Source organism: Pseudomonas abyssi, from assembly GCF_002307495.1.
GTDB classification, from domain to species: domain Bacteria; phylum Pseudomonadota; class Gammaproteobacteria; order Pseudomonadales; family Pseudomonadaceae; genus Halopseudomonas; species Halopseudomonas abyssi.
On sequence record NZ_NTMR01000013.1, the window covers coordinates 16,502 to 42,101 of the forward strand.

27 protein-coding genes and 1 pseudogene are annotated in these 25,600 nt (G+C 60.4%); 8 read left to right on the top strand and 20 right to left on the bottom strand.

Features of this window, described 5'->3' with window-relative positions:
• Positions 1-6 precede the first annotated feature (6 nt).
• The 20 genes and pseudogenes from CNQ84_RS11640 to CNQ84_RS11730 form a co-directional block, all read right to left on the bottom strand.
• Positions 7-1,338 carry a phage tail-collar fiber domain-containing protein gene (locus CNQ84_RS11640; RefSeq protein WP_096005040.1) on the bottom strand — a complete coding sequence of 444 codons (1,332 nt, stop codon included), beginning with the start codon at positions 1,336-1,338 and terminating at the stop codon, positions 7-9.
• The gene (locus CNQ84_RS11645) at positions 1,339-3,135 is read right to left on the bottom strand and encodes an SGNH/GDSL hydrolase family protein (protein ID WP_096005041.1); all 1,797 of its coding nucleotides are present in this window, start codon (positions 3,133-3,135) and stop codon (positions 1,339-1,341) included.
• A gap of 1 nt (position 3,136) precedes the next feature.
• Positions 3,137-3,769 carry a phage tail protein I gene (locus CNQ84_RS11650; RefSeq protein WP_165771281.1) on the bottom strand — a complete coding sequence of 211 codons (633 nt, stop codon included), beginning with the start codon at positions 3,767-3,769 and terminating at the stop codon, positions 3,137-3,139.
• A complete protein-coding gene (locus CNQ84_RS11655; RefSeq protein WP_096005043.1) occupies positions 3,762-4,661 on the bottom strand; it encodes a baseplate assembly protein in 900 nt (299 codons plus the stop codon). The genes CNQ84_RS11650 and CNQ84_RS11655 overlap by 8 nt, the downstream gene beginning before the upstream one ends.
• Positions 4,658-5,002 (bottom strand): GPW/gp25 family protein, encoded by a 345-nt coding sequence (locus tag CNQ84_RS11660; RefSeq protein ID WP_096005044.1) that lies wholly within the window; start codon positions 5,000-5,002, stop codon positions 4,658-4,660. Before CNQ84_RS11660 ends, CNQ84_RS11655 begins: the two co-directional genes overlap by 4 nt.
• Positions 4,999-5,553, bottom strand: coding sequence for a phage baseplate assembly protein V (locus CNQ84_RS11665; protein ID WP_096005045.1), 555 nt, complete (start codon positions 5,551-5,553; stop codon positions 4,999-5,001). The genes CNQ84_RS11660 and CNQ84_RS11665 overlap by 4 nt, the downstream gene beginning before the upstream one ends.
• Before the next feature lie 71 nt (positions 5,554-5,624).
• The gene (locus tag CNQ84_RS11670; RefSeq protein WP_096005046.1) at positions 5,625-6,074 is read right to left on the bottom strand and encodes a phage virion morphogenesis protein; all 450 of its coding nucleotides are present in this window, start codon (positions 6,072-6,074) and stop codon (positions 5,625-5,627) included.
• Complete coding sequence (locus CNQ84_RS11675) at positions 6,067-6,582, bottom strand: phage tail protein (protein WP_096005047.1); 516 nt, start codon at positions 6,580-6,582, stop codon at positions 6,067-6,069. The genes CNQ84_RS11670 and CNQ84_RS11675 overlap by 8 nt, the downstream gene beginning before the upstream one ends.
• Positions 6,536-6,766: pseudogene (gene lysC, locus CNQ84_RS20670) on the bottom strand (Rz1-like lysis system protein LysC); the annotation flags it as partial. The gene CNQ84_RS11675 and the pseudogene lysC, both read right to left, overlap by 47 nt.
• Entirely contained in the window at positions 6,660-7,121 is a 462-nt protein-coding gene (gene lysB / locus CNQ84_RS20765) for an Rz-like lysis system protein LysB (RefSeq protein ID WP_096005048.1), read from the bottom strand. The pseudogene lysC and the gene lysB, both read right to left, overlap by 107 nt.
• Complete coding sequence (locus tag CNQ84_RS11685) at positions 7,118-7,594, bottom strand: hypothetical protein (protein ID WP_096005049.1); 477 nt, start codon at positions 7,592-7,594, stop codon at positions 7,118-7,120. The genes lysB and CNQ84_RS11685 overlap by 4 nt, the downstream gene beginning before the upstream one ends.
• A complete protein-coding gene (locus CNQ84_RS11690) occupies positions 7,591-7,806 on the bottom strand; it encodes a P-loop NTPase family protein (protein WP_096005050.1) in 216 nt (71 codons plus the stop codon). The genes CNQ84_RS11685 and CNQ84_RS11690 overlap by 4 nt, the downstream gene beginning before the upstream one ends.
• Positions 7,803-8,639: an N-acetylmuramidase domain-containing protein gene (locus CNQ84_RS11695; RefSeq protein ID WP_096005051.1), complete on the bottom strand. Its 837-nt coding sequence runs from the start codon at positions 8,637-8,639 to the stop codon at positions 7,803-7,805. The genes CNQ84_RS11690 and CNQ84_RS11695 overlap by 4 nt, the downstream gene beginning before the upstream one ends.
• Positions 8,636-8,908 (bottom strand): phage holin family protein, encoded by a 273-nt coding sequence (locus CNQ84_RS11700; RefSeq protein ID WP_096005052.1) that lies wholly within the window; start codon positions 8,906-8,908, stop codon positions 8,636-8,638. The genes CNQ84_RS11695 and CNQ84_RS11700 overlap by 4 nt, the downstream gene beginning before the upstream one ends.
• Before the next feature lie 2 nt (positions 8,909-8,910).
• Positions 8,911-9,276, bottom strand: a complete 366-nt coding sequence (locus tag CNQ84_RS11705; RefSeq protein WP_096005053.1) for a putative holin — start codon at positions 9,274-9,276, stop codon at positions 8,911-8,913.
• 11 nt (positions 9,277-9,287) lie between these two features.
• Entirely contained in the window at positions 9,288-9,494 is a 207-nt protein-coding gene (locus tag CNQ84_RS11710) for a tail protein X (protein ID WP_065335915.1), read from the bottom strand.
• Positions 9,494-9,955, bottom strand: a complete 462-nt coding sequence (locus tag CNQ84_RS11715; RefSeq protein WP_096005054.1) for a head completion/stabilization protein — start codon at positions 9,953-9,955, stop codon at positions 9,494-9,496. Before CNQ84_RS11715 ends, CNQ84_RS11710 begins: the two co-directional genes overlap by 1 nt.
• A 99-nt stretch (positions 9,956-10,054) precedes the next feature.
• A complete protein-coding gene (gene gpM / locus CNQ84_RS11720; protein ID WP_096005055.1) occupies positions 10,055-10,762 on the bottom strand; it encodes a phage terminase small subunit in 708 nt (235 codons plus the stop codon).
• 2 nt (positions 10,763-10,764) lie between these two features.
• Positions 10,765-11,775: a phage major capsid protein, P2 family gene (locus CNQ84_RS11725; RefSeq protein WP_096005056.1), complete on the bottom strand. Its 1,011-nt coding sequence runs from the start codon at positions 11,773-11,775 to the stop codon at positions 10,765-10,767.
• Positions 11,776-11,831: 56 nt separating this feature from the next.
• Positions 11,832-12,674 (bottom strand): GPO family capsid scaffolding protein, encoded by an 843-nt coding sequence (locus tag CNQ84_RS11730; RefSeq protein ID WP_096005057.1) that lies wholly within the window; start codon positions 12,672-12,674, stop codon positions 11,832-11,834.
• 155 nt (positions 12,675-12,829) lie between these two features.
• Here CNQ84_RS11730 and CNQ84_RS11735 point away from each other — a divergent pair, with 155 nt between their 5' ends.
• The 8 genes from CNQ84_RS11735 to CNQ84_RS11770 all read left to right on the top strand — a co-directional run bounded on the left by CNQ84_RS11735 (position 12,830) and on the right by CNQ84_RS11770 (position 25,264).
• Positions 12,830-14,587 carry a terminase ATPase subunit family protein gene (locus tag CNQ84_RS11735; protein ID WP_096005058.1) on the top strand — a complete coding sequence of 586 codons (1,758 nt, stop codon included), beginning with the start codon at positions 12,830-12,832 and terminating at the stop codon, positions 14,585-14,587.
• Positions 14,584-15,597 carry a phage portal protein gene (locus CNQ84_RS11740; protein WP_096005059.1) on the top strand — a complete coding sequence of 338 codons (1,014 nt, stop codon included), beginning with the start codon at positions 14,584-14,586 and terminating at the stop codon, positions 15,595-15,597. The genes CNQ84_RS11735 and CNQ84_RS11740 overlap by 4 nt, the downstream gene beginning before the upstream one ends.
• Before the next feature lie 979 nt (positions 15,598-16,576).
• On the top strand, positions 16,577-17,923 hold the full coding sequence (gene tig, locus CNQ84_RS11745; protein WP_096005060.1) for a trigger factor: 1,347 nt from the start codon (positions 16,577-16,579) through the stop codon (positions 17,921-17,923).
• 87 nt (positions 17,924-18,010) lie between these two features.
• Complete coding sequence (gene clpP, locus CNQ84_RS11750) at positions 18,011-18,652, top strand: ATP-dependent Clp endopeptidase proteolytic subunit ClpP (protein WP_096005061.1); 642 nt, start codon at positions 18,011-18,013, stop codon at positions 18,650-18,652.
• A gap of 155 nt (positions 18,653-18,807) precedes the next feature.
• Positions 18,808-20,091 (top strand): ATP-dependent Clp protease ATP-binding subunit ClpX, encoded by a 1,284-nt coding sequence (gene clpX / locus CNQ84_RS11755; protein ID WP_096005062.1) that lies wholly within the window; start codon positions 18,808-18,810, stop codon positions 20,089-20,091.
• 176 nt (positions 20,092-20,267) lie between these two features.
• Positions 20,268-22,667: an endopeptidase La gene (gene lon, locus CNQ84_RS11760; RefSeq protein ID WP_096005063.1), complete on the top strand. Its 2,400-nt coding sequence runs from the start codon at positions 20,268-20,270 to the stop codon at positions 22,665-22,667.
• A gap of 212 nt (positions 22,668-22,879) precedes the next feature.
• Positions 22,880-23,152, top strand: a complete 273-nt coding sequence (gene hupB / locus CNQ84_RS11765) for a nucleoid-associated protein HU-beta (RefSeq protein ID WP_065336085.1) — start codon at positions 22,880-22,882, stop codon at positions 23,150-23,152.
• A gap of 222 nt (positions 23,153-23,374) precedes the next feature.
• A complete protein-coding gene (locus tag CNQ84_RS11770; RefSeq protein WP_245841353.1) occupies positions 23,375-25,264 on the top strand; it encodes a SurA N-terminal domain-containing protein in 1,890 nt (629 codons plus the stop codon).
• The last annotated feature ends 336 nt before the right edge of the window (positions 25,265-25,600 follow it).

Below are 25,600 nucleotides of genomic sequence, written 5' to 3' on the forward strand. Positions count from 1 at the left end.
CGGGCCTCAGAACTTGATGATGGCGAGATAGGCGCGGTTGCGGGGCCTGGTCTCTGCACCGCCGGCGTTGCCGGTATTGGTTTCCGATACCATCACGCGCTGATCGGGTGCACCGCCGTTGTCGGTGTAGCCGCCAATGGCCTGGGCGGCACTGAATGGGTGGGCGTGGCTCTTGAACTCGTCGGCCTGCCAGCTGCCCAGCACGCGGCCGGTGTCTACGCCACGGCCGTCATCCAGCCCCCGGATAAACTCGCCCCGATCATCCGGCAGATTGAAGGTGTTAAAACCATCACCGGCGCCAAACCGCGTGCCCAGTACAGCAAACAAACGCGCATAGGCCACACGGCTCACGGCGGCGCCGTTGCGCTTGAGCCAGCCGCTGGGCGCGGTGGTGCCGGGCCAGTAGGCGAGCGTGCCGGGCGGGCACAGCAGGTCTGATTCCGCTTTGCTGTACACACCCAGGTGATTACGGCCTGCGGCCTTGTCTGGCACGTCGGCCAGGTTCTTGTCACGCTCTAGCGGGGGAGCGGCAGAGCCTGCGGGGTTGTTCTGCACCAACAGCACTTTGCTGCCAGCCGGCCAGGACTTACCGAGGATCAGGGAGGTGTCTTCATCAGCAGGGTTGACGGCCCACTCTGCCAGGCCTGCACCCATGTTGATGCGCACGCCCTCGATGTACACGGCCAGCCCGCGTGTGGTGCATACGGCCAGGTCAATCTGGGTTTGGCCTGCGGCCAGTGTTTGGGTCTCTTCGAGCGTATCCACGGTGATGTTGAACTCGCCCGGATCGCTCCAGATTATGTCGCCGTCGGCGTTGCTGGCCTTCTTCGCTACCTGGCCGGTGGTGCCGCCGGGCAGCAGGGTGGCCATGGTGATGTTGTTGATGATCCAGCTTTGCGACGCTACGGCGACGTTCGGGTCAATCTGCAGCGTGACTACCGTGGCGTTGGTGACCAGAAACTCGAACCGCACGATGGTATCGGCAAAGGCGCCCTCAGCGGCGACGGGCTTGTATGTCTCCGGCAGGTTGCCGACCACGAACAGCCCGCCCTGGTCATCAAACAGCCCGATCTCGCGCAGGGTAAAGCCGCCCTCAGTGGCGGGAATTACCAGCTCTGCCGTGTACTTGTTGTCGCGCTCCGGATCCCGGTACACCCGGTTGACCGCCGCGCGAAAGCGCTCACGCACCAGGGTGGTCTGGTCCTGGGTAATTTCTACCGGGTTGCCGTTGCCATCACCCACCGCAATTTCAGTGATGTTGATCGGCTCGCCAGCGGCCTCGGCAGCGGCCATGCGCTGCAGGCCGTAGTCGGTGTGGATTGATTGGAAGTCTGGCATTTACATCCGCTCCGGTGATCTAAAAACAGGGACGACGACAGCTCCTTCGATGTTGCGCTTCGTAGTGTTCTTGACCAGCAGTCGAAAACCGTTTTTTCCGAATCGGGCTTCGAGGAACGCGCTGATGTACGGTGTCGTCGACTCATCTTCCGCTGTGCTCCAGACCAGCGGGTAGAACGTTGAACTGGGCACATACACATCATCGGGCAGCTCGGCTGAGGAAATGAGGTCATAATTCCCTGCGGGCACAGCGACAGAGGAATTGTTTACTGTTTCGTTATAAAGGTAGAGACGGAACAGCAGCACGGAACCCTGCCGCTTAAATGCGGTAACTTGTAGCGGATCAGCGAAGGTGTTTTTCAGGTATCCGGTCAACTGAATAGGCATCCAGAAGTCGTGCATATCCAGCGCCGCTCGCTTGCTGTTGACCGATAACCCCATGACTTTCGCGACAGTTTCTCCTATCACCTTGTGGCCGAGTACATTCGGATGTGCAGCGTCGTCGTAGAGCCGAATTTCGTTGGTCAGCCACGAGCCGTCTGCGAGTGCCCCGTCCGTTTTTAAGTAATCTCCGAACCTCAGGTAAGTTGACCCCGGGACCGCATCAGCGCACCGCTTTAGCTCTGTTGGCAAGGCTCGTGTTTGTGCCCTTGTCCAGACAAAATCAAGCACCAACAGTTTTACTCCGTAGGTGGTCGCTTCAGCAATTATCCAATCGATTCTTTGCTGGACCGCTGCAAAGTAGTCCGGGTCAGCTTCAGCGGACGCGTTGTCGTTGTATCCCAGAGCGAGAATAAATGTCGTGCTACCACGAACGCACTTTTGGATGACCTCCTGGGACACCCAGCGCAGCCGCCTGCCGCTTTGCGAAAAATTACTGAGCTGAAAGTCGTACTCGGCGTTTTCGTAGCTAATGCCCATCAGGCGGACTAATCCAGAGGCTACTTTGAGAGTGATCTTGCAGGCGCCCTTTCCGTTGTCGAGCAAGTCCAAACGGCCGAGGTTCAGGCCGCTGGTGCGCGTTGATCCGGCGGTGCCATCAGTGCTTACAGTAGCTTGGAGTACGTCGTTAACATAAATCTCGAAGGTGCCACCGCCAGCGAACGAGTGATACCAGACCCCGAAGTGGCGCTGAAACGACGGGACCACAACGTCGAGCGTATCGCCAGTTGTGGATGACTCCAGAGCAAAGCCACTCAGGCTCCATTCACAGTCGCTTGTGGTTAGCTCGGTCCAGGCACCTGTTCGGGTTACTGTATGTATCTCTTTTGAAAGGGTGGCGCCACTGCCGAGTGTCGGTAGCAGCGAGACGAAACCATAGCTGGATTTATCGAATTCGGCATTGACACAGCGCTTTAAAATATTCGTCCAGTTGTTCTTGAATGCATCGCGGCTAAAAGCCATGTGGGATATTGAGTCGCCCAGAACGGTGATGCCACGTCCTCCCCAGGGATAAATCCAACTCCGATTTTCATTGATTTTGTTAAGAAGTGCTTCGCCGAAACGGGCGCGGGCGGCGTGGTCGGCGCGATCAAACAGCTCATCTAGTGCAATAGCAACTGTACCGCCGTCGTGGCCCACCATACTCGATCCCCTTGCCGGGGCTGCGGAGGATGAATCAGCTAGGCGCAATTCCAGAGATTGCGCCTCTTGGGCCAGCGCCGGCAAAGTCTTAACTTGCTCGCCTGCGCTTGTTTCGAATGTGCCAGTTCCATCAGGATCGTTGACGAACTGAGCCAGGCGCTCATCATTGCTACGAAACCGCTCAACCGCCTCAGCTAATGGCAATTTAGACATATCAGGCTCCCATGGTCTGTGGCAGATTTACATTGGTTATGGTGTTCAGTAGCTCTTCGGCTTCCGCAAAGCCCTTCAGAATCGCCACTTCTTGATCCATGCTGCTGCCGAGGGTCAGCTCAGTGCCTACAGCGGATGCTGTAGCGATCACAGGTCCAGCGAGGGTCCTAACAATCGGTTTGATTTTTGTGAGGTGAGATCGCAGGTTCTTGGCGTTCTCGACCACTTCGAGTAACTGGAAGGCATCAGCAAGCGAAAAGCCTATTTGGTCCGCTTCTAGGATCAACTGATAGGTATATTCCGGCCCGGGCGGGATCTGGTTGAACCACTCCTGGATGCGCGATTCGAAACCCAGCGCACGGAGAGCGTCGCGCACAGCACCGATGGTGCCTTTCTTGCGATGCACGGCCAGTGAGTTACGGATTGCGCCGCGCTTCTGGTCTGGCGTCCACGCGGGGCTCCATACGTCTACCGATACGGCCTTGGCCAGCCAGGGCAGCAAGTCATCTGGGCAGGTGTCTGCGCTCCAGAGGTCGCGAATGATCAGCGGCAAGTGGTCCAGGCGGGCGCTGACTTCTTCCAGGCTGCGTTCCTGCAGGGTGCTGTTGGGCGGTAACAACGACAGGTTAGACATCGGGCAGGCTCGCCACGGTGACGTTGATGGCGGTGCAGTAAGATGCCTCCCCCTCACCGTTGATGATGGACGCGGCGGGGCTGATGAGCTCGACAGATTGCACGCCATTCTGGTGCAGCGCGGCCATCAGGCCGGAGTAGGTGACATCGTAGGCCAGGCGGTGCACTGAGGTGGCGTAAGCCTGGGCGGCTTGCACGGCGGCCTGGCGAATCAGCTCAGCATCGGGGCCGGGGAACACTGTTAGCACGGCCTCGATCTGGTAGTCGGTGACGGCAGCAGACAGCACGCTGACCTGGTCCGTCATGGGGCGCACTTCTTCGGCGTTGACTGCTGCGTTAACAACGTCGAGCAGCTGCTCGCTGGCGGTGCCGTTGGCCTCCCGGCTGAGCACGTAGACCGAGACCAGCCCCGGTTCAGGGCTGAATGCATTCGCATCAAGCACCAGCCCGCTGGAGTTGAGCGCCGCAAAAATGTAGCTGCCCTGTGAGCCAGCCGTGGTGAACCCTTCAAAGCTGAGTTGTACGCGGCGGCGTAGCGATGTGTCTGACTCGTAAACGGCGGGTACAGGTGGAATGGCCGTCGGGTCTGCTGGGGTGACCACCAGCCGCTCCAGCTGGAAGTTGCCGGCCAGCTGGTCCAGGTCAGCGTCGGTTGCATAGGCCAGCATGACGGCCTTGGCTGCTGAGTTGATGCGCTGGCGCAGCATAAGCTCATCGTAGGCGGAGACCTGCAGCACCTTGTAGGCGGGGTCTGATTCAACCAGGGCGTTGAAGGTTGGATCCAGCTCGACCAGGCGGGCGAGCTTGCGGGCAAAAATGACCTCAAAGTCCAGCTGCTCGATGACATCGGGCGGCGGCAGCTGCGATAGATCAACCCCTGTAAACGCGCTCATGCGGCCCCCAGTTGCAGCGGCACCTGCAGGCTGACTGCGTTGCCGGTTTCGGTGTTCTCGCCTTCCAGGTCCAGCACGGCGGCGCCGGCGTCGGTGTGGGTGATAGCCACCCGGCTGAGGCGCACACGCGGCTCCCAGCGCATCAGCGCGCTGGTGATGGCGCTGTACAGGCGCACGGTGGTGGCATTGTTCTGGGGCGCGTCGATCAGCGAGGGCACCAGGCTGCCGTAGTCGCGGCGCATGACGCGGGCGCCGATGGGGGTGGTGATGATGTCGGCGATGGACTGGCGTAGGTGCTCCAGACCACTGATGGGTTTGCCGGTGGTGCTCATGCCGTTCATTGCGGGCCGCCTGTTGGGCCAGGCGCTGAGCTGCCGCCGGTGATGGGGTGTTTATGTGTGTTGCCGATATTGACGCCGCCATGGGCGACCAGCAGGCCGTTGAAGAAAATGCCGGCTTCATTGATCACGATGGAGCTGCCGTTGCTGACCATGCTGATGGCGGTGCGGTCTGCGCTGATCTCGGTAGGGCCATTCACAAAGCGCAAGCGGTGGGTGGCTTCGTCGTAGCCAAACCAGGCGCCGTCAGCAAAGTGGCTGCTGTGTAGGGCCGGGTTGCTGTGTGGCGCGGGGTACTGATCAGCGTTGATGCCGACAAGTACCAGGCCTGCGGCCATTTCACCGCTGGGGCTGAGTACCAGGCATTGTTCGCCGGTGGTTGGGTGTTCGACATCGCGGCGGGATCCGGCGCGGTGCACAAAGTACGGCAGCCAGTCGGTCAGCAGCTCGCCGGATTTGACGCGGCAGCGGGCCTGCGATGCGTCCACGGCGTAGATGGTGCCAGGGCGCAGCAGGTTGTCGAGACGGCGGTGCAGTTCGGCGATGGGGTTCATGCGGGCCAGAATTGCCCACCCGCGCGCGCGGCGCACGGGTCTGGTGTCTGAGCGGGGGGCGCGTGACGGGGTTAGGTCAGGTGGTTGAGCAGGCTGGTGCGAATCATGTCCAGGTCATCGGCGGTGAGGCCGAGCAGCTCGCGCTGGGGGTAGTCGATCTCTGGGCCGCCCTTGGCTGCGGTGTCGCGCAGGCCGCGTTGGTGTACGCGGGCAATGCGGGCGGTGCGGCCGACGAACTCGACGCTGAGCCCGTCGGCGGTGGCCTGGGTCTTGAGGTACTTGGCCTGGCTCAGTTTGGTGAACATCTTGCGCTGGCGAATGCGGCCGGACTTGGCGCGCAACTGCTTTTTGCGCGGGGCGTAGGGCGTGCCATCCGGGTTGCGCTGCGCCCTGATGCGCTGCTGCTGGCTGCGGCGCAGATCGCGGGCGATGCTCTGGCAGAGCTGGCGGCGCGCCTTGGGCTCAAGGCGGTTGAGCAGGGCGCCGGCCCAGTCTTCGAGGGCGCGGAGGTTGTCAGTCATCGGTGGTGGTGCCGTAGGCGTCGAATGGCGGGCGGCTCTCCCACTCGGCCAGCAGATAACCGCTTTCTGTCTGCAGCCTGTAGGTGCCCGCAGGCAGGAACGGTTCGAGCTGTGGCTCTGGCGGGTGGCTGACGTTGAGCTCGCCACCGGCTTGGGATTTGACGATCACCCGCTCGGTCAGCGGCAGGCTGATCTCGATGTCTACAAGGTCATTGGCGAGCACCTCGGCGTTAAAGCTGATGGCCTGCTGCCGTTGCTCGTGGTTGTCCAGTAGCTCGCGCTGGTGCTCACCGACCCACGCCAGCAGGGGGATGAACACGGCGTCCGGATGGCCGGCGTAGTCTGTGATGATCAGGGTGAGGGTGTAGCGGTATTCAAATGACAGGCCGGGGGCGCTGGAGCACACGACGTTACCCTCATCCATGAACACCAGCACCCGATCGGGGCTGCGCTGCAGCTCCTTAACGCTGCTGATCAGGTACTGCTTGAGGCTGCTGGGTTTGTACACGGCGTTGCTCCTGGTGCTGGTAAACCATATCGACTTTGGCGGCGCACTCGGCCCAATCGGCCTCGATTACGTCTGCGTCATTCAGCAGGTGGCCGTTGGCCTGTGGCTGCGTTGGTGACAGGGTGCAGGGCGTTACGGCGGGACAGCCAATCTCGATAGTCTGCGGCGCCGGTGATGGCTGGACGGTGCCGCAGGCGGCGAGCAGCGACAGGCAGATCAACATCAGCCCACTGGCGTAGCTCTTGGTTTTCACGTTTCAGCACCTCGATCTGTTGTTGACTGGTGCGCAGCGCTTGGCGGATGCCTGCTTGCTGTGCTTGTAGCTGCTGCTGTGCGCTGCGCTCGGAATCCAGCGCGGCGGTCAGTGAGTTGATGGTTTGCTGGCGGCTTGCACTCTGCTGCTCTGCTGTCTGGGCGCGCTCGGTTGCCAGCTTGGTGGCGCTCTGGGCGATCTGCACGCGCTGGTGCTGCATGTACAGCATGCCGGCCAGCGCCGCTAGCAGGGCGAGGCCGTAGAGGCTTTGGCGTAGGGTGGTCACTGTAAAAACTCCCCCAGATAGAGATGCCGAAACTGCTCAGGGGTGTGAGTTTGCCGAGCCTCATCAATGGCGCTTTGAATATCAAAGGGCCAATAGAACCTTTCGAAATGCCCCTGCGCTGCTTTGACCAGCTGCAGCAGCAGATCATCCTCGTTTGCGGTGTCTCCGAGCCTTCGGAGAAAGCGCGGGGTGGTAGCGTAGTAGCCGCCTGCCTTTACTTCGACGCCTTCAAGCCAGTCGAACTCATCATAGAACCAGACCACCTCATCAGGCTCGACGATAGCGGGGAGCGGCTGTTCTTGCCGCAGTACGAACACGTCAGGCATTTGCTGTTGAAACTGATCTACAAGCCCATCAAAGGTAACGAACGCGACGGGGCGGCCCGTTGCTGCGCACTCATTTGCCAGCTTGATCAGCCGGGTTGATTTGCCGGTTTGGCGTGGGCTGATGTCCAGGTAGACGATGTGCGTCATTTGCGGTACCAGCCGGCGGCGTTCATGTCCGCCTCGGACAGTTTGTCGATCGGCCCACCGATCACCAATACACGCTGTGGCGGCGAGACCAGTTCTCGCAGGGTGTCCATGAATTGGTTGATGTCGGACGGGCTTACGTCTTGGGGGAGCACCAGGACGTCGCCATCTTCGATCTTCAGTTTGCGGATTGCGTCCAACTGAGTTTCGGTCATGCGGGCACCTCTGCGGTTTGTTCCTGGTAACGCTGATAGGCGCGGGCCAGCTTTATGTCATACAGGTTGCGGGCGTAGGCGGGGCCGTTGTAGCGGCGGGCGAACTCGGTCCAGCGTTTGGCTTTGAGCGCTTTGTGCAGGGCCGGGTCTGCCTCAATGAAGCGGATGAAGGCTTCAAAGTGCTCGTTTTCATCCTTGGCCATGCGCTGGGTGAAGTCGTCAATGCTGGCGTAGCCCAGGCGCTCGGCGTGGTAGCCCATGATCTGGAAGGCGCCCCAGCTGGCGGACTCTGGCGCGCACAGCGCATCGATCATGCAGGCCCGGGCCAGGCGCTGATGTTCTGCGGTACCGCCGGCGTAGCCGCCTGCACGCGGGTTGACCAGGTTGGGGTAGAGGGTGGCCAGCTCATCGGCGTGGGCCTTGAGGGCGGCTGCGTCGTCGCTTTCGTGGCGCTGCAGGCTAAGCCGCTGGTGCATGACGTGCCGCTCAAACAAAATCTTGGGCTTGCCGTTGCTGAGAAAGCCCTCACCCCGGCTTTCTACCTCGGTTACGGCGTAGATAGCTGCAACATCGGCACCCAGCCGCGTGGCGGCCGCCAGTACGGCGTTGTTTTGCAGCAGCCGGCAGCAGTCACCCCCGCCCAGGGCGCGCAATGTGCTGGGGCCGGCGATGCCATCGGCGACCAGGCCGGCGCGCACTTGGTATGCCCGCACGGCCCGTTCGGTCAGGGGGCCGTAATGCCCATCAGGAAACAGTTTTGCACCGGCAGCATTGAGCTTGTGCTGCAGCTGCATGACGGTGCTACCGGTGCTGCCGTGTTTGAGTACGGTCATGGGGTGGGCCTCAGCAGGGCGGCCAGGTTGCCGCGTGAGCGATACACCAGGATGAGCAACAGGATGGCCAGCGAGCCCTGCCAAAGGGTGACCGGCTGGCGGTAGATGATGATGTCCACCGCGTTGCACAGCAGGGTGCCGATCAGCAGCGCGGCCAGCAGTGAGATACCCCGGCGGATCCGCGCGCCGCGCCGGCGGTAACACACCAGGCGCAGGGCGGTGATGATGTGGGTGGCGGCTACCAGGGTGGCGAACAGGGTGCTGAGCATGGTCATTCTCCCTTGCCCCTTTTGAGCCAGCCGGGCACCAAGCTGGCAAAGTCGGTTTTCTCGATCACCTCAAGTGCCTTGAGTGCCACAGGCACCACCAGCACGGCGCCGAGGAACGCAGCGGGCGCGGTACGGGTGATGGGGGTTTGGGTGACGATTTCGGCGGCGCTGACGTACCCGGCGCCAATGGAAATGAGCAAGCCCAGCATGCGCTGCCAGGCCTTGAGGTCTCGCTGGTTCACGGCGATGAGTGCGGCGCCAATGATGGCGCCAAACAGGGCGTTGCCGTCCAGCTGGGGGATGAAGGCAGACAGGCCAACGCCGGCTACGGCGGTGGCAACGACGGTGCTGGTTGTGGGCTCGGCCATGATGCGTCCTTTCAGTCCCAGAGGTTGAGCGCTTGGGTTTGGTTGGTAGCGGGTTGGTCTGGCAGCTGAATGAGCGTGCCGGTGGCGATGATCGGGCCTTGGTCGGCCAGGCCCGGGTTGAGTTGCAGCAGCTGCTCGACCACGCCGGCGGTGCGGCCAAACTGCCGCCATGCGATGGCGTCTAGGGTGTCGCCTTGCTGGGCGCGGGCGGTGGCCATCAGATGAGCTCAATAGTGGCGTGGCGGGTGCCGAGCAGGTCGCGCAGGGCGTGGCGATAGTCGCGGCGGTAGTCGTCGGCAGTGGGCAGTTGCTCGGCGTCTTCTCGCACACCGCTGGCGGTGGCGTCGTAGCCGCGGTACCGCTCTGCAAACTCGGCGGCAACCAGGGCGCGCACGGCGCGGGTGTACAGCTGCTCAAGGGCGTTGCGGTTGGCGATGGTTGCAGGGTCAACTTGGGCCAGGGCGGTGTGGCCAGCGGCGAGCCACTCGGCCTTTTTGTCTTTGAGTTCGCGGTTGGTGGTGAGCATGGCGTCGACGATGGCGGTTTCGAGGCGTTCGTCGGATACGTCGCCAGACAGACGCACGGAGGCGCGCAGCGCATTGGCGTCGATCTCAGGGAAGAAAGGGTCGTTGCTGAGTACGAAAGGTTGGGTGGCCGCTTGGCCGATGAATCCGCTCATGGGGCTGCCCTTATAGTCGGCGGTGGTCGGGGCGTCACAGCAGGAAAGGAACAAACCGCTGATCAGCCCCGAGCCGCCGGTGCGTGGGGAGACGCTCTGTTAGCCGTTGTTGCCGGCGTGTTTTTTCAGGAGGCGGGTGACGCCTTCCAGTGTTTTTTTGCCGCCGCATTTGTCGTGCAGTTCGATGGCGCGGGTGAGGTGTTCGCTTGCGCTTTCCAGCAGCTCGGCCTGGTCTTCGGTGAGCTTGTCGCCTTCGATGCCGTGGGCCTGTGCGCTGCCGATGGCCAGGTGCAGTTTGGCGCGCGCCTGGTCGGGCATGTCGTGCCCTTGGGTAATGCGCAGGGCGTCGAGCAGCGGCGCAACCGGGAAGCTGTGGCCGGCCTTGATAGCGCGCAGGGCCAGCTCGGCTGGCTCTTCGGCGATCAGGCAGGCGGCGCTGCGGTTGAAGCGGTCGGGCATGGTGAGGTTGTGCTCGAGCACGTATTCACCGATGCGCATGCCGGCGGCGTAATCACCGGCGTCAAAGTGCCAGAGCATGACGGTGGTGAGCACTTCATCCTGGGCGCCTTTGCCGGCGCTGAGTACGCCCTCAATGTAGGGGGCGTAGTCGGGCAGAATGCGGCGCTTGAGCTCGGCCTTTTGCTCCTGGCTTTGGACTTGCTTGAGCTGCAGACGGTGCTGGTGCAGCTGGGCGAGCTGGAGCTCGTAGGCGGTGGCGCCTTCCATTGTTTGGCTCGGGCCAGTCGCAGCGGCCGCGAGTGCGGCGCGCTTGCGTTGCTGTGCCCGTTGGGCGGGTGACAGCGGCATGGTTATACCTCGGCGATGTTCTCGACCAGGGCGACCAGGCCGAAGTCTTCGATGACGTAGGCGTCGTTGGAGGACTGGTAGTCCGCAACGCGGTCGTATTCCGGTTCGTCCTTGATGTGGCGACGGCGGCCGCCTTCCTGCCAGTAGATCGACAGGTTGCTCAGGGTTGTGACCAGCACGGTGTTGTCCGGGAAGTAGGGCGCGTCATACGGGCGCAGGCCACCCAGGCGGGCCTTGCTGATGATCTCGTCGGCGGCCAGCTCTTCTTCGTTGGACTCGGCTCCGCGCTCTACGGCTTTCAGCAGCTTGCCGTGCAGCAGGTTGCGCGAAACCATGACGATCAGATCCGGGTGGTTGCGGTGCCAGGGGTCAAGCATCTGCACGGCGTCGTACACCAGGGCATCCAGCGACTTGTAGTCGCCAGTGGCACCAATAGTGACTTCGCCGGATGCGTCGACCACTTCATCCATCACGCGGTCCGGCGCGCCAAGGCGGATTTTCTCCAGCCAGCCGATGTTGATGTCCTGCCCCAGCGGGTTGGCATCGATGTCAGTGGTGACCGCGGCGCTGGTGCCGTTGAAGCCGACCATGATGCGGTCCAGCCCTTGGCGCTTGGCGATAGCGCTGCTCAGTCGTGCCTGGAAGTCTTTGAACTTGGCCCATTGATCCAGCAACTGGTAGGGGAAGGCCGAGTCATAGTCGGTCTTCTTACAGTTGTAGGTGTCTTTGGTCAGCGCGCTGCGATCCTTGGGATTGCGGCGGGTACCGCCAGCGGTGTTGGTGCGGCTGGCAATGGGGCCGTTCACACCCAGCAGCAACGCTTCGCCCGACTGCTCGGTAACGCCGAGGATGTTGATCCGGCCGAGCATGTCGGTGGATTCCTGAATCCCGGTTTCCAGCGATTGCTGGATAGTGGGTTCTACGTTGAACTTCTGCACTGCCTCTGCCACGCGGTTGAGCTTGGCAATCTGGCCGCAGTAGGCGTTGAAGGCAATTCGGGTTTGGTTGCGCATGAGGTGCTCCGTCCGTGCGTCAGGGTTGGTCTGGCAATGTCAGCGTTAGGTCAGGGTCAGTAAGAGGCCAGGATCTGGCCCTCTCCACCAGTCGCCGGTGGGCGCTGGGTGTAGTCCTGATCGGGTTCGTTTTCGAGCTTCTTGAGTTGCTCGGATGCACTCTTGAAGTCGGTGCGCAACGTCTCCAGCTCGGCCTTGAGCTGGGTGAACTGTTTGTCCTGGTTCGCCAAGTGCTGGGCGATCTCTTCGACGCTTTGCCCCAGTTCGTTGAAAAGGGTGGCGTCCTTGCCCTCTTTGTCCTTTTGCTTGCCGAGCAGCTCACGCACGCGGGTGAAGATGCCGTCGGCTTTGCTCGGTTCGGCGGGGGCGACTTCTTCGAAGTCGAGTTCGGCCTCCAGGGCCTCAGTGAACATGGAGGTCGCCGAGTAGTGGCGATCCTTGAATGGGCTGGCGTCGGGCTTTTGCGCGGAGAAGGCGAGCACGTCGGTGCCGAGGCTGGCCGGCGAGTCGGTGACCGCCAGGCCGACGATGTAGGCCTCGCCGGTGTCGGCGAAGCTCTCGTCGATTTCGATGGAGGTGTAGATCTTCTGCTTGGCCTTGTTCATGGCCACCAGGTCGTCGGTGGGTTCGATCTGGGCGAAGAGGGCCAGCTTCTTCTGGCCGTTGATTTCGACCTCTTCGGTTTTGACCGCGACGATGTCGCCATAGGCCTTGAAGGGGCTGTCGGGCAGCAGGCTGCGGAAGTGCTCCAGCCAGATACGGGCGCCATAGGTGGCCCGGTTGAAGTTCTTGGCTGCCTGCTCCAGCCAGGTGCGCTCGATTTTGCGTTTGTCACTGGTGGCGCCTTCTACGGCGACGCGGAACCAGTTGGAGCGGAATTTCTTGGCGGCGGTGCTCATGCTGCTTGTCCTCGATGCGGTGGCGGCGCTTGGCCGTTGCGTTGAGGGCATGGTCGGCAGTGGGCGCGCTGCCAGCAACGCAGCACAGGTGGGGCGGGGGACGCTACACCGTGGCGGGTGAGCGCAGTACGCGCGCGGGCGTCAGCATCTGCTGCATGAACGCTATCGCACAGCCCCAGATCGACAACCGCCGGCACGCTCGCTTCCTGTATTGGACCGGGTGGCGCGTCTGCGACATTGCGGACTATCTGGGCGAGAACGCGAAGACCATCCACAGCTGGAAGGACAGGGACAGCTGGGACCGCGCCGATACTGTAGAGCGGGTGGGCGGTGCATTGGAAGCCCGTTTAGTCCAGCTGATTCTGAAAGACCCGAAGACCGGCGGCGACTTCAAAGAGATAGACCTGCTGCACCGACAGCTTGAACGCCAGGCGCGGATCCAGCGTTATCAGGGCGGCGGTACCGAGACCGATCTAAACCCGAACATTGCGGCACGCAACGCAGGGCCGAAGAAGGCGCCAACGCGCAACGAGCTGAGCGAAGAGCAGATCGATCAACTGGTCGATGCCTTCCGCGAAGGGTGCTTCGATTACCAGCTGGACTGGTACCGCGCGGGCAATATGCGCACCCGCATGATTCTCAAGTCTCGGCAGATCGGTGCTACGTACTATTTCGCGCGGGAAGCGCTGATTGACGCTATCACGACCGGTCGCAACCAGATTTTCCTGTCAGCCAGCAAGGCCCAGGCGCACCAGTTCAAAACCTACATGCAGGCGTTTCTCAACGACGTTGTGGGCGTCAAGCTGACCGGTGACCCCATCGTGCTCTGGAACGGGGCAGAACTGCACTTTCTGGGTACCAACTACCGGACGGCTCAGGGCCGCAGCGGCAACTTCTACTTTGATGAGTTCTTCTGGGTGCATGGCTTCCAGCAGATCAACAAGGTGGCTTCGGGTATGGCGCTGCACAAAAAGTGGCGCAAGACCTATTTCAGCACCCCATCCACCATGGCCCATGAGGCCTACCCGATCTGGACCGGTGAGCAGCGCAACAAGCGCCTGCCGGCTGACAAGCGGGTGCGCATCGATGTGAGCCACGACGCCCTGGCGCAGGGGCGGCTGTGTGAAGACCGGGTGTGGCGGCAGATCGTCACGATTCTGGATGCTGAGGCGCGCGGGTGTGACCTGTTCGACCTGGAAGAGCTGCGCGAGGAATACGACGCCGACGCTTTTGCCAACCTGCTGATGTGCCTGTTCATCGATGACGGCGACTCGATATTCCCGCTCAAGCTGCTGCAGCCCTGCATGGTCGATACCTGGGAAGTGTGGGACGACTACAAGCCGTTTGCGCCACGGCCAGTAGGTGAGCGGCCCGTCTGGGTTGGCTATGACCCATCGGAGAGCGGCGACAGCGCGGGGTTGATTGTGGTTATGCCGCCGCTGGTACCCGGTGGGCACTTCCGGGTGCTGGAGCGCCACCAGTTCAAAGGTATGGATTTTCAGGCCCAGGCCGAGTTCATCCGCAAGGTTACCCAGCGGTACCGGGTGACCTATATCGGGCTCGATACCACGGGCATGGGCACCGGCATTGCCCAGCTGGTGCGCCAGTTCTTCCCGGGGCTGACCACGTTCAGCTACTCGCCCGAGGTCAAGGTGCGCCTGGTGATGAAAGCCATGGACGTGATCCGCAACGCCCGTCTGCAGTTTGATGCCGGCTGGACCGATCTGGCCGCCAGCCTCATGGCGATCCGCAAGACCATGACCCCCAGCGGGCGACAGATGACCTTTGTCGCCGGCCGCACAGATGAGACCGGCCACGCGGATCTAGCGTGGGCGCTTTTTCACGCACTACACAACGAACCGCTGGAAGGGCGCACCGGCGCCAATACAGCGCGCATGGAGATTATTGGATGAGCAACGAGACACCCGAAACCGGCCCGAAGGATGGCATCCAGGCGTTCACCTTTGGCGACCCTATGCCGGTGCTCGATAGCCGTGAGCTGCTCGACCACCTTGAATGTTGGATGAATGGGCGCTGGTACGAGCCGCCGCTGTCCCTGGCCGGGCTGGCCAAGGCGACCAGGGCGTCGGTATTCCTGCAATCCGGGCTGATGTTCAAGCGCAACATGCTGAGCCGTTCGTTTGTGCCGCACCCGCTGCTGAGCCGCCAACACTTTGAACAGTTCGCGCTTGATTTCCTCTGGAGCGGTAACGGGTACCTGGAGCGCAAAGAGAATCGGCTGCGGGACCCCATGCAACTGCTGCCGGCACTCTCCAAGTACACCCGCCGCGGGGAGGACCTCGACACCTACTACTACGTCCGGGGCTGGCAGGATGAGCATGCTTTCAAGAAGGGCGCGGTTTTTCAGCTTCGTGATGCTGACATTAACCAGGAGATCTACGGCGTGCCCGAGTGGTACGCGGCGCTGCATAGCGCGCTGCTGAATGAGTCCGCCACGCTGTTCCGGCGCAAGTATTACCAGAACGGATCGCACGCTGGCTTTGTGCTGTATATCAACGACACGGTGCACGATGAGCAGGACATTGCAGCCATCAGTGACGCCATGAAGCAAAGCAAAGGCCCCGGCAACTTCCGCAACCTGCTGGTGTACGCACCAGGTGGCAAGAAGGATGGCCTGCAAGTGATCCCCATCAGCGAGGTGGCAGCGAAGGATGATTTCGGCTCAATCAAAAACGTCAGCCGAGACGACCAGCTGGCGGCACTGCGGGTACCGCCGCAGCTGCTGGGGATCGTCCCGGTGAACGCCGGCGGCTTTGGTTCACCCAAGGACGCGTCAGACATCTGGACCGCCAACGAGCTGCTGCCCCTGCAGGCCCGCTTCACCGCACTCAACGAATGGCTGGGCGAAGAGGTCATCACCTTCGACAACGACCAGGCCCCACCCACGGCCCGCCTGAGCTGACCCACCCAAGCATCACCCAAAGCCGCCCCCGAGGCGGCTTTTTCATGCCCTCACCCAGAACCACAGCACGCGCCAGGGCCCAGCGCCACCACCACGCCCACCACCGCTGGCGCGCGGTCTTCTCCCCACCTCACCTGCGGGCTAAACGTATGGCATTTTCTGCACCCCTGCAGCGCGCTCAATCGGCCCAAGCGCAGCGCCGGCGCGCAGGGGGGTGGCGGGGCTTGGATTCTTCGGAATTCCGCACTGCTGGGGGATTTTGGGGGTATTCATGAGGTAGCGGAGCAGGGGTTGGGACAGGGTTGGATTTTCAAAAAAGGTAATTTCTGTAATCGGTGGTCGAAAATGGCCTGTAGCTCCCGTATTTGCTGGGCTGCGCGGATTACAAATGAGTGTCACTTTACGTAATGTGAAATGTAATTTTTTTGCAAGCTACTGATTTTAAAGGGTTTGTGTTTTCCAAAAGGTTGCATCCTGAAAAGGTAACTTGGTTACGTGAAATTGCGATTTAATCACCTTTAGGTTTGTTGCTTAACTGTTTGATATTGATAGATATTACGTATGGTCAATCTGTGAATTACAAAAATTACCTTTTATTGAAGCCTCAACCTAAATCGAAGCTAGGCCGCCCCGGCTGGGCCTCTCAGGAAGCCGACACGTTCCCGCTGGGAACACTCTGGGAACAAACGAACACCTCCGGTCGGCGCTAATCAACGGTAGAATGCTGCCTCCAGCGGCGGCCGCTGTGAGTTGGTGGGTTCGAGTCTCTCCGTCCGCACCATCTTTCAAGCCTTCGGGCTATCTGCAAGTCCTTCCTTTTAAAGCGTATGGCGTCCGTGTCGATTGCTTGCGCCTGTCGTCAGTGGTTTTTTTCTGTTTATCGCGGCGGTGATGACTTCTGTCATTCAAGCGACTAGAATGTCGACCCTTTGGAATTCGCCAAATATCATTTTCTTTGTCTGTTGAACGAGGACTATCCATGCAAGTTTCGGTTGAAACCACTTCCGGCCTCGAGCGCCGCATGACCGTAGGCATTCCTGCCGATCGTATTGAAAACGAGGTCAACAAGCGTCTGCAGCAGACCGCCAAGCGCGCCCGTGTTGATGGTTTCCGTCCTGGCAAGGTGCCGATGAGCGTTATCCGCAAGCGCTTTGGTGCTTCCGCTCATCAGGAAGTTATCGGCGAAGTGATCCAGTCCTCCTTTTACGAAGCTGTCATGCAGGAAAAGCTGAACCCGGCCGGTGCGCCGAGCGTTGAGCCCAAGTCCATGGAAGAGGGCAAGGATTTCGAATACATCGCGACCTTTGAAGTCTATCCGGAAGTGACTCTGGCCGGTTTTGAAGGCATTAGCGTTGAGCGTCCCGAGTCCGAAGTGACCGACGCTGACGTCGACACCATGCTGGAAACCCTGCGTAAGCAAAACACCCGCTTTGAAGCGGTTGAGCGCGCTGCGGAGAACGGCGACCAGGTCACCATCGACTTCGTTGGCAAGATCGACGGTGAAGCCTTCCAGGGCGGCACTGCCAACGGCACCAACCTGGTACTGGGTTCTGGTCGCATGATTCCGGGCTTTGAAGAGGGTCTGGTCGGCGCCAAGGCGGGCGACAACCTGACGTTGAACGTGACCTTCCCTGAGGATTATCAGAACCTGGATCTGGCTGGTAAGGCTGCCGAGTTCGAAACTACCGTTCAGGAAGTTGCAGCCCCCGCGCTGCCGGAACTGGACGACGAGTTCTTCGCTCAGTTTGGTGTGACCGAAGGTGGTCTGGACGGTTTCCGCGCCGAAGTTCGCAAGAACATGGAGCGTGAGCTGCGTCAGGCAATCAAGACCAAGGTCAAGGCTCAAGTCATGGACGGTCTGCTGGAAAGCAATACCGTTGAAGTGCCCAAAGCACTGATCAGCAGCGAAATCGATCGTCTGCGCGAGCAGGCTGTACAGCAGTTTGGCGGTGGCAACTTCAATGCCAGCCAGCTGCCGGCCGAGCTGTTCGAAGAGCAGGCCAAACGCCGCGTCAGCCTGGGTCTGATTGTTGCCGAAGTGGTCAAGCAGAACGACATCAAGCCGGACAACGATCGCGTGCGCGCGATGGTTGAAGAGCTGGCCTCTGCCTACCAGGAGCCGGAGCAGGTCGTTAACTGGTACTACCAGAACGAGCAGCAACTGGGCGAGATCCAGTCGGTTGTGCTGGAAGAACAAGTCGTGGATACTGTGCTGCAGAAGGCGCAAGTGACTGATAAGAAAGTTGCTTATGAAGAGGCTGTGAAGCCGGCACAACCTGCACAGGTTGCTGCTGACGAGGCCGAGGAAGCCACTGCAGCCGAGTAATCAGCTGCAGCTTTCCGTCAACGCAAGCCAGCCTTCGGGCTGGCTTGCGCGTTTTTGCGATACGCATACTTGGAGTAACAGGAATCCATGACCCAAAACAGCTTTATGCAGTTGCCCCCAGAAGTGCAGGCCGCCGGTGGCCTGGTCCCGATGGTGATCGAGCAGTCTGCCCGTGGGGAGCGCTCCTACGATATCTACTCCCGACTGCTGAAAGAGCGCGTGATCTTCCTCGTGGGTCAGGTGGAAGACTACATGGCCAATCTGGTCGTGGCGCAGCTTTTGTTCCTTGAGTCGGAAAACCCCGACAAGGACATCCACCTGTATATCAACTCGCCGGGTGGCTCGGTGACCGCCGGTATGGCGATTTACGACACCATGCAGTTCATCAAGCCGAACGTCAGCACCCTGTGCATCGGGCAGGCTTGCAGCATGGGTGCCTTGCTGCTGGCTGGTGGTGCCGAGGGCAAGCGTTTCTGTCTGCCGCATGCACGGATGATGATCCACCAGCCGCTGGGTGGCTTCCAGGGTCAGGCTTCGGACATCGAGATTCACGCCCGTGAAATCCTCTTTATCCGTGAGCGCCTGAACAAGGTGCTGGCTGACCATACCGGCCAGCCGCTGGATGTGATTGCGCGTGATACCGATCGTGATCGCTTCATGAGCGGCGCTGAGGCAGTGGAATATGGTCTGATCGACAAGGTGCTGGAATCGCGCACCAGCGCCGAGTAAGGCCGCAGAGACCGGAGCAGGCGTCTTTCTGGCCACCGACGTGCTACTCGTCGTGGCCAGATGCCGCCGGTACAAGTTTGATCGGGTCGCACTTGCAATGTGGGCATGTTGCCCCCATCTTTGTTACAAGAGCGATTCAAGAGTAGGGGTTTTCGATGACCGATATGACTGGGAAGGGCGACGACAACGGCAAGCTGCTGTATTGCTCCTTCTGCGGCAAGAGCCAGCATGAAGTGCGCAAGCTGATTGCCGGCCCCTCCGTGTTTATCTGCGATGAGTGCGTTGACCTGTGCAACGACATCATTCGCGAAGAAGTACAGGAAAGCCAGGCTGAAAGCAGCCAGCAAAAGCTGCCGACGCCGGTTGAAATCTGCTCGATCCTTGATCAGTACGTGATTGGTCAGCAACGCGCCAAGAAGGTGCTGTCGGTAGCGGTTTACAACCACTACAAGCGTCTCAATCAGCGCCAGGGCAAAGAAGAAGTCGAGCTGGGCAAGAGCAACATCCTGCTGATCGGCCCCACCGGTTCGGGTAAGACGCTGCTCGCCGAAACCCTGGCTCGTCTGCTGAACGTGCCCTTTACCATTGCTGACGCCACCACGCTGACCGAAGCCGGTTACGTGGGTGAAGATGTTGAGAACATCATTCAGAAGCTGCTGCAGAAGTGCGACTACGACGTCGAAAAGGCGCAGATGGGTATCGTCTACATCGACGAGATCGACAAGATTTCGCGTAAGTCCGACAACCCGTCGATTACTCGCGATGTATCCGGTGAAGGCGTTCAGCAGGCGCTGCTCAAGCTGATCGAGGGTACGGTTGCTTCGGTACCGCCGCAGGGCGGACGCAAGCACCCGCAGCAGGAGTTCTTGCAGGTTGATACCCGCAACATCCTGTTCATCTGTGGCGGCGCCTTTGCCGGTCTGGAGAAGGTTATCCGTGATCGCTCCGAGAAGAGCGGTATCGGCTTCAACGCCAGCGTGCGCAGCAAGGACGCCGGCAAGAAGGTCGGCGACACCCTGAAAGACGTCGAGCCGGATGATCTGGTGCGCTTTGGCCTGATTCCCGAGTTTGTCGGTCGTCTGCCGGTCATCGCCACGCTCAACGAGCTGGATGAGGACGCGTTGATCCAGATCCTGACCGAACCGAAGAACGCGCTCACCAAGCAGTACGCTCGTCTGTTCGATATGGAAGAGGTGGAGCTGGAGTTTCGCACCGACGCGCTCAAGGCCATCGCTGGCCGTGCACTGGAGCGCAAGACCGGTGCCCGTGGCCTGCGTTCCATCCTGGAAAGCGTGCTGCTGGAAACCATGTACGAGATCCCGTCTGCCGAGAACGTCACCAAGGTGGTCATTGATGAGAACGTCATCAATGGCGATGCGCAACCGCTGCTGATTTATCAGACACCGGAACAACCGCCCAAGGTGGTTCCGGAAGACTGATCTGCGTTAACGGAACGCCGCCGCCAGGCGGCGTTTTGCTTTTTGTGGCAATTGTATTGCGCTAATCGATTGCCCCGCGCTTGTAATTTCCTGGGGCTGCCCCCATCTTGATTGCATGAACCCGTCCTGTTCCGGTGCTGCCGTTACGGCCACCCCTCTTCAAGCGAGCCTCTGCCATGACGACTCCCGCTGAATTTCCGCTTCTTCCGCTGCGCGACGTAGTGGTCTATCCGCACATGGTCATCCCGTTGTTTGTCGGGCGTGACAAGTCCATTCAAGCGCTTGAAGCCGCCATGGCCGGCAACAAGCAAGTCCTGCTGGTGGCTCAGCGCGATGCCAGTGATGATGATCCGGGTCGTGATGCACTTTACGACGTCGGTACCCTGGCGACCATCCTGCAGTTGCTGAAGCTGCCCGACGGTACCGTCAAGGTGCTGGTGGAGGGCGAGCGACGCGCTCGCTTGGTCGAGCTGGAAGAGGTTGAAGGCTACCAGAGCGCGGAGATCGAACTGCTGGAAGAAGGCGCCCTGGACGAGCGTGAGTCCGAAGTCTTGGTGCGCAGCCTGATGAGCCAGTTTGAGCAGTTTGTGCAACTGGGCAAGAAGGTGCCCGCAGAGGTAGTGTCCTCGCTGTCCAGCATCGATGAGCCGGGCCGCCTGGTCGATACTATGGTGGCGCACCTGTCGCTCAAGCTGGACGAGAAACAGAAAATTCTGGAAATCCTGCCCCTGCGTGATCGTGTTGAACATGTGCTCGGCGTGCTGGATGGCGAGATTGATCTGCTGCAGGTCGAGAAGCGCATCCGCGGCCGCGTCAAGAAGCAGATGGAACGCAGTCAGCGCGAGTACTACCTGAACGAGCAGATGAAGGCCATCCAGAAGGAGATGGGCAATCTGGACGAAGGCGAGGGTGAGTTTGACGAGCTGCGCCGCAAGATCGACAACGCCGGCATGCCGGAAGAGGCGCTGAACAAGGCCAATGCCGAGCTGAACAAGCTGAAGATGATGTCGCCGATGTCGGCAGAGGCCACCGTCGTGCGGTCCTATATCGATTGGCTGACAGCGGTGCCGTGGAAAAAGGCCAGCAAGGTACGGCATGACATCGCCCGTGCCGAGAAGGTGCTCGAGAACGATCATTACGGCCTGGAAGAGGTCAAGGAGCGCATCCTCGAGTATCTGGCAGTGCAGAAGCGTGTACGCAAGCTCAAAGGCCCTGTGCTCTGTCTGGTGGGGCCTCCGGGCGTGGGGAAGACCTCGCTGGGCGAATCGCTGGCGCGTGCTACCAATCGTGAATTTGTCCGCATGGCGCTGGGCGGCGTGCGCGACGAGGCCGAGATCCGTGGTCACCGCCGGACCTACATTGGCTCTTTGCCGGGCAAACTGATTCAAAAGATGACCAAGGCCGGAGTGAAGAATCCGCTGTTCCTGCTCGATGAAATCGACAAGATGGGGCAGGACATGCGCGGCGATCCGGCCTCGGCACTGCTGGAGGTGCTGGACCCGGAGCAGAACCATGCGTTCAACGATCACTATCTGGAGGTCGATTATGACCTGTCGGATGTGATGTTCATCTGCACCTCGAACTCGATGAACATCCCGGCGCCGCTGATGGACCGGATGGAGATCATTCGCATCCCGGGCTACACCGAGGATGAAAAGATCAACATCGCCCAGCGCTACCTGGTACCCAAGCAGATCAAGAACAACGGCCTGAAAAAGGACGAGCTGACCTTCACGCAGGAGTCGCTGCGCGACCTGATCCGTTACTACACTCGCGAAGCCGGTGTGCGTGGCCTGGAACGTCAGATTGCCAAGGTCTGCCGCAAGGTGGTGAAAGAGCAGGCGGCGGAGCGCAAGCCCAAGCCTGTGGTGCTCGACGAGGCGCTGCTGGAGCATTATCTGGGCGTGCGCAAGTTCAAGTACGGCCTGGCCGAGGAAGCCGATCAGGTGGGCCAGGTAACCGGTCTGGCCTGGACTCAGGTGGGTGGCGAGCTGCTCAGCCTGGAGGCCGTGGTGGTGCCTGGCAAGGGGCGGCAGATCAAGACCGGCTCGCTGGGCGATGTCATGCAGGAGTCGATCAGCGCAGCGCTTACCGTGGTACGCAGCCGCGCTGCCAGTCTGGGTATCGCCGCTGATTTTCACGAGAAGCAGGATATCCATATTCACGTGCCCGAGGGTGCTACGCCCAAGGATGGACCCAGTGCCGGTATTGGCATGTGCACCGCACTGGTGTCGGCCCTAACCGGGATTCCGGTGCGCGCCGATGTGGCCATGACCGGTGAAATTACCCTGCGTGGGCAGGTGTTGCCCATCGGTGGTTTGAAGGAAAAACTGCTGGCTGCGCACCGTGGTGGCATCCGTACGGTGGTGATTCCTCACGACAATGTGCGTGATCTGAAAGAGATTCCTGAGAAGATTCGCCAAAACATTGATATCAAGCCGGTAAAATGGATTGACGAGGTGTTGCAGATTGCGCTGCAATACCAGCCGGAGCCCTTGAAAGAAGGGGTTGAAGAGATGGTTGCAAAGGATGACAATCGCGAGACTGATGAACAGGGACGCGTCAGTACTCATTGATCTGATCCGGGTCGAGTGGTTGTTCGCTTCCCACGGGACGCTTCGCCAATCGGCCCTGAGTCGCCGCAGGCACACTCCTTGACATGGTTTTTGACCGCTTGCTATAAAGCGGCTTCGACCTAAAGCAGGTATGCTGACTGGCCACAGCTTTGCTAAGACCAAAAGCTTACATAATGACTAACTACTCGTTGAACTAGATAAGGGGACTTAGAGTGAACAAGTCTGAACTGATTGATGCCATCGCTGCATCCGCTGATATTCCTAAAGCTGCTGCCGGTCGTGCTCTGGACGCCGTCATCGATTCCGTTACCGGTGCACTGAAGGATGGTGATTCCGTGGTATTGGTAGGTTTCGGTACTTTCGCCGTGAAAGAGCGCGCTGCTCGCACTGGTCGTAACCCGCAGACTGGTCAGCCGATCGAAATCAGCGCAGCCAAGATTCCCAGCTTCAAGGCTGGCAAGGCTCTCAAGGACGCCGTTAACTAATAGCGTCCCTGATCTGATGGCATGTCCGCGCTTGCGTTGACATGCATGCGGGACCGGTGACCTGGCGGCCTGAGACGGCATCACAATCCGGTTCCGACAGTTAGCAGAAAGGCGCATCACCTCGATGCGCCTTTTTTGTTGGGCAAAACAAAAAAGACGACGCCGATGTCGGTGGCAATCCTGGGCCTTAAAGTCGCAGCTAGCAGACAAGATTTCGGGGGAATGATGCTGCAAACAATGAGGGACAATGCGCAAAGCTGGGTCGCCAAGGTGATCGTAGGCGTCATTGTGCTGATTTTCGCGTTGACCGGATGGGAGTCCATCAGCCGTTTTACCAGCGATGCCGAGACGGCGGCCGAGGTCAACGGGCAGGCCATCTCCAAGCTTGAGCTGGAACAGGCCGTGGCGCTGCAGAAGCGTCAGCTGATCCAGCAGCTGCAACAGATGGGCAACCAGTTTGATCCCAGCATGATCGATGACGCATTCCTGCGCACCTCCGTGCTGGATGGCCTGATCGAGCGCGCGGTTCTGCTGCAGGGCGCCGAAGAGGCCGGTTTCCAGATTTCCGATCAAATGATCGATCAGCTGATTCTGTCCACGCCGGACTTTCAGGTCGACGGCAAGTTCGATGCCAACCGCTTTGATGTGGTTATCCGCAACATGGGCATGCCTTCGCGCATGGCGTTCCGCGACCTGGTGCGTCAGCAGCTGATGATTACCCAGTATCGCAACGGCTATGAAGCGACCGCGTTCGCCACTCCGCAGGAGCGTCAGCAACTGGTCGCGCTGGAAAATCAGACCCGTGATTTTGCGGTGATCGATATCCCGGTCGGTGATGTGAATGCCGAGGTGTCCGATGAAGAAATCGAAGCGTTCTACAACGAGAACGCCAGCCAGTTCATGACCCCGGAGCAGGTGGTTCTGGAGACGCTGACGCTCAAGCGGGCCAGCTTCTTTGATCAGGCCCAGGTTGACGAGCAGGCCGTTGAAGAGATGTATCAGCGTGAAATCGGCAACCTGGCCGAACAACGCCGTGCCTCGCACATTCTGGTCGAAGTGGCTGATGACGATGCTGCAGCCAGGGAAAAAATCGAATCTGCTGCTGCCCGCATTGCGGCTGGTGAGGACTTTGCCACTGTTGCGGCTGACGTCTCCGACGATACTGGCAGCTCGCGCGATGGCGGTGATTTGGGGTACATCGTCAAGGGCAGCTTTGATGATGCCTTCGATGAAGCGCTGTTCGCGCTGCAGCCGGGTGAAGTGTCCGCTCCGGTACGCAGCAGCTACGGTTACCACCTGATCAAGCTGACCGATCTGAAGGCGCCTGAGGTGCCGACGCTGGAGTCCATGCGTGAAGAGCTGGTGCAGGAGCTGAAGGTTGAGCAGGTTGAACGCAGTTTTGTTGAGGCGTCCCAGGAGCTGGCCAATCTGGCCCATGAGGCGCCTGATCTGGCCGAGCCTGCTGCGGCGCTGGGCTTGACTGTGGAAACCCTGGGGCCGGTCGAGCGTCTTGGTGGTGACGGCCTGGCCGCCAACCCCAAGGTAATGAACGCTGCCTTCAGTGACGATGTCCTGAAAAATGGCTTCAACAGCGAGCTGATTGAGCTGGATGCCGATACCGTTGCCGTTGTGCGCGTCAAGGAGCATCTGGAACCCGCCCAGCGTCCGCTGGCGGATGTCAGCGCCGAGATTCGCGAGCAATTGGCCTACAACAAGGCGGAGCAGGCTGCCGCAGAGCGTGCCGAGGCCTTGGCTGAGGAGCTGCGTGAGCAGGCGTCTGACGCCAATGCGGTAGCAGAGCGTCTGGCCGCGCAGTGGCAGGTACACGAGGCGGCAAGCCGCGCTGAAAGTGATATCGAGCCGGCGTTGCTGCGACAGGTGTTCGCACTGCCCAAGCCCAGCGCCGAACAACCGGTTTATGCCAGTCTCAAGAAGCCGGCCGGCGGCTACTGGCTGGTGTCGCTGCGTGGTGTCGCCACGGCTGAGGACGTGCAATCAGCCGCTGGCTCGCCGGATCAGTATGCACTGTTCGTTGCCGGTCAGTCTGGCGAGCAGGACTTCGCTGCTGCCCGGCAGCAACTGCGCACTGAGGCAGACATTGAACGTCACTGACGTTGAGTGCGTTCACGGAAAAAGGCGCTTCGGCGCCTTTTTTTGTGTCTGACGCATGCTGGTTTGCATGCGTGAGCAAGCCGCAGTGTACCTGACACTTCGTCGGTGAGCTGGCCTGGCCAAACAGCTGGGAGACGACATGAATGCGTCAGCGCGCGTTCTGTTGGTTCGAGCAAGGCTTGCTGTGAGGGCGCTCAATAGGCGCAACGCGGACACGCCTCTGACTCAGTCCGCTCTACAGGTTGGCGTGCTCGGTGGGGCCATGCGGTGTTGTTTGGCGCGACATGGAGGTCGGGGCGTGTTTGCAGGCTGGGTGACGCGCCATAAAAAAAGCCG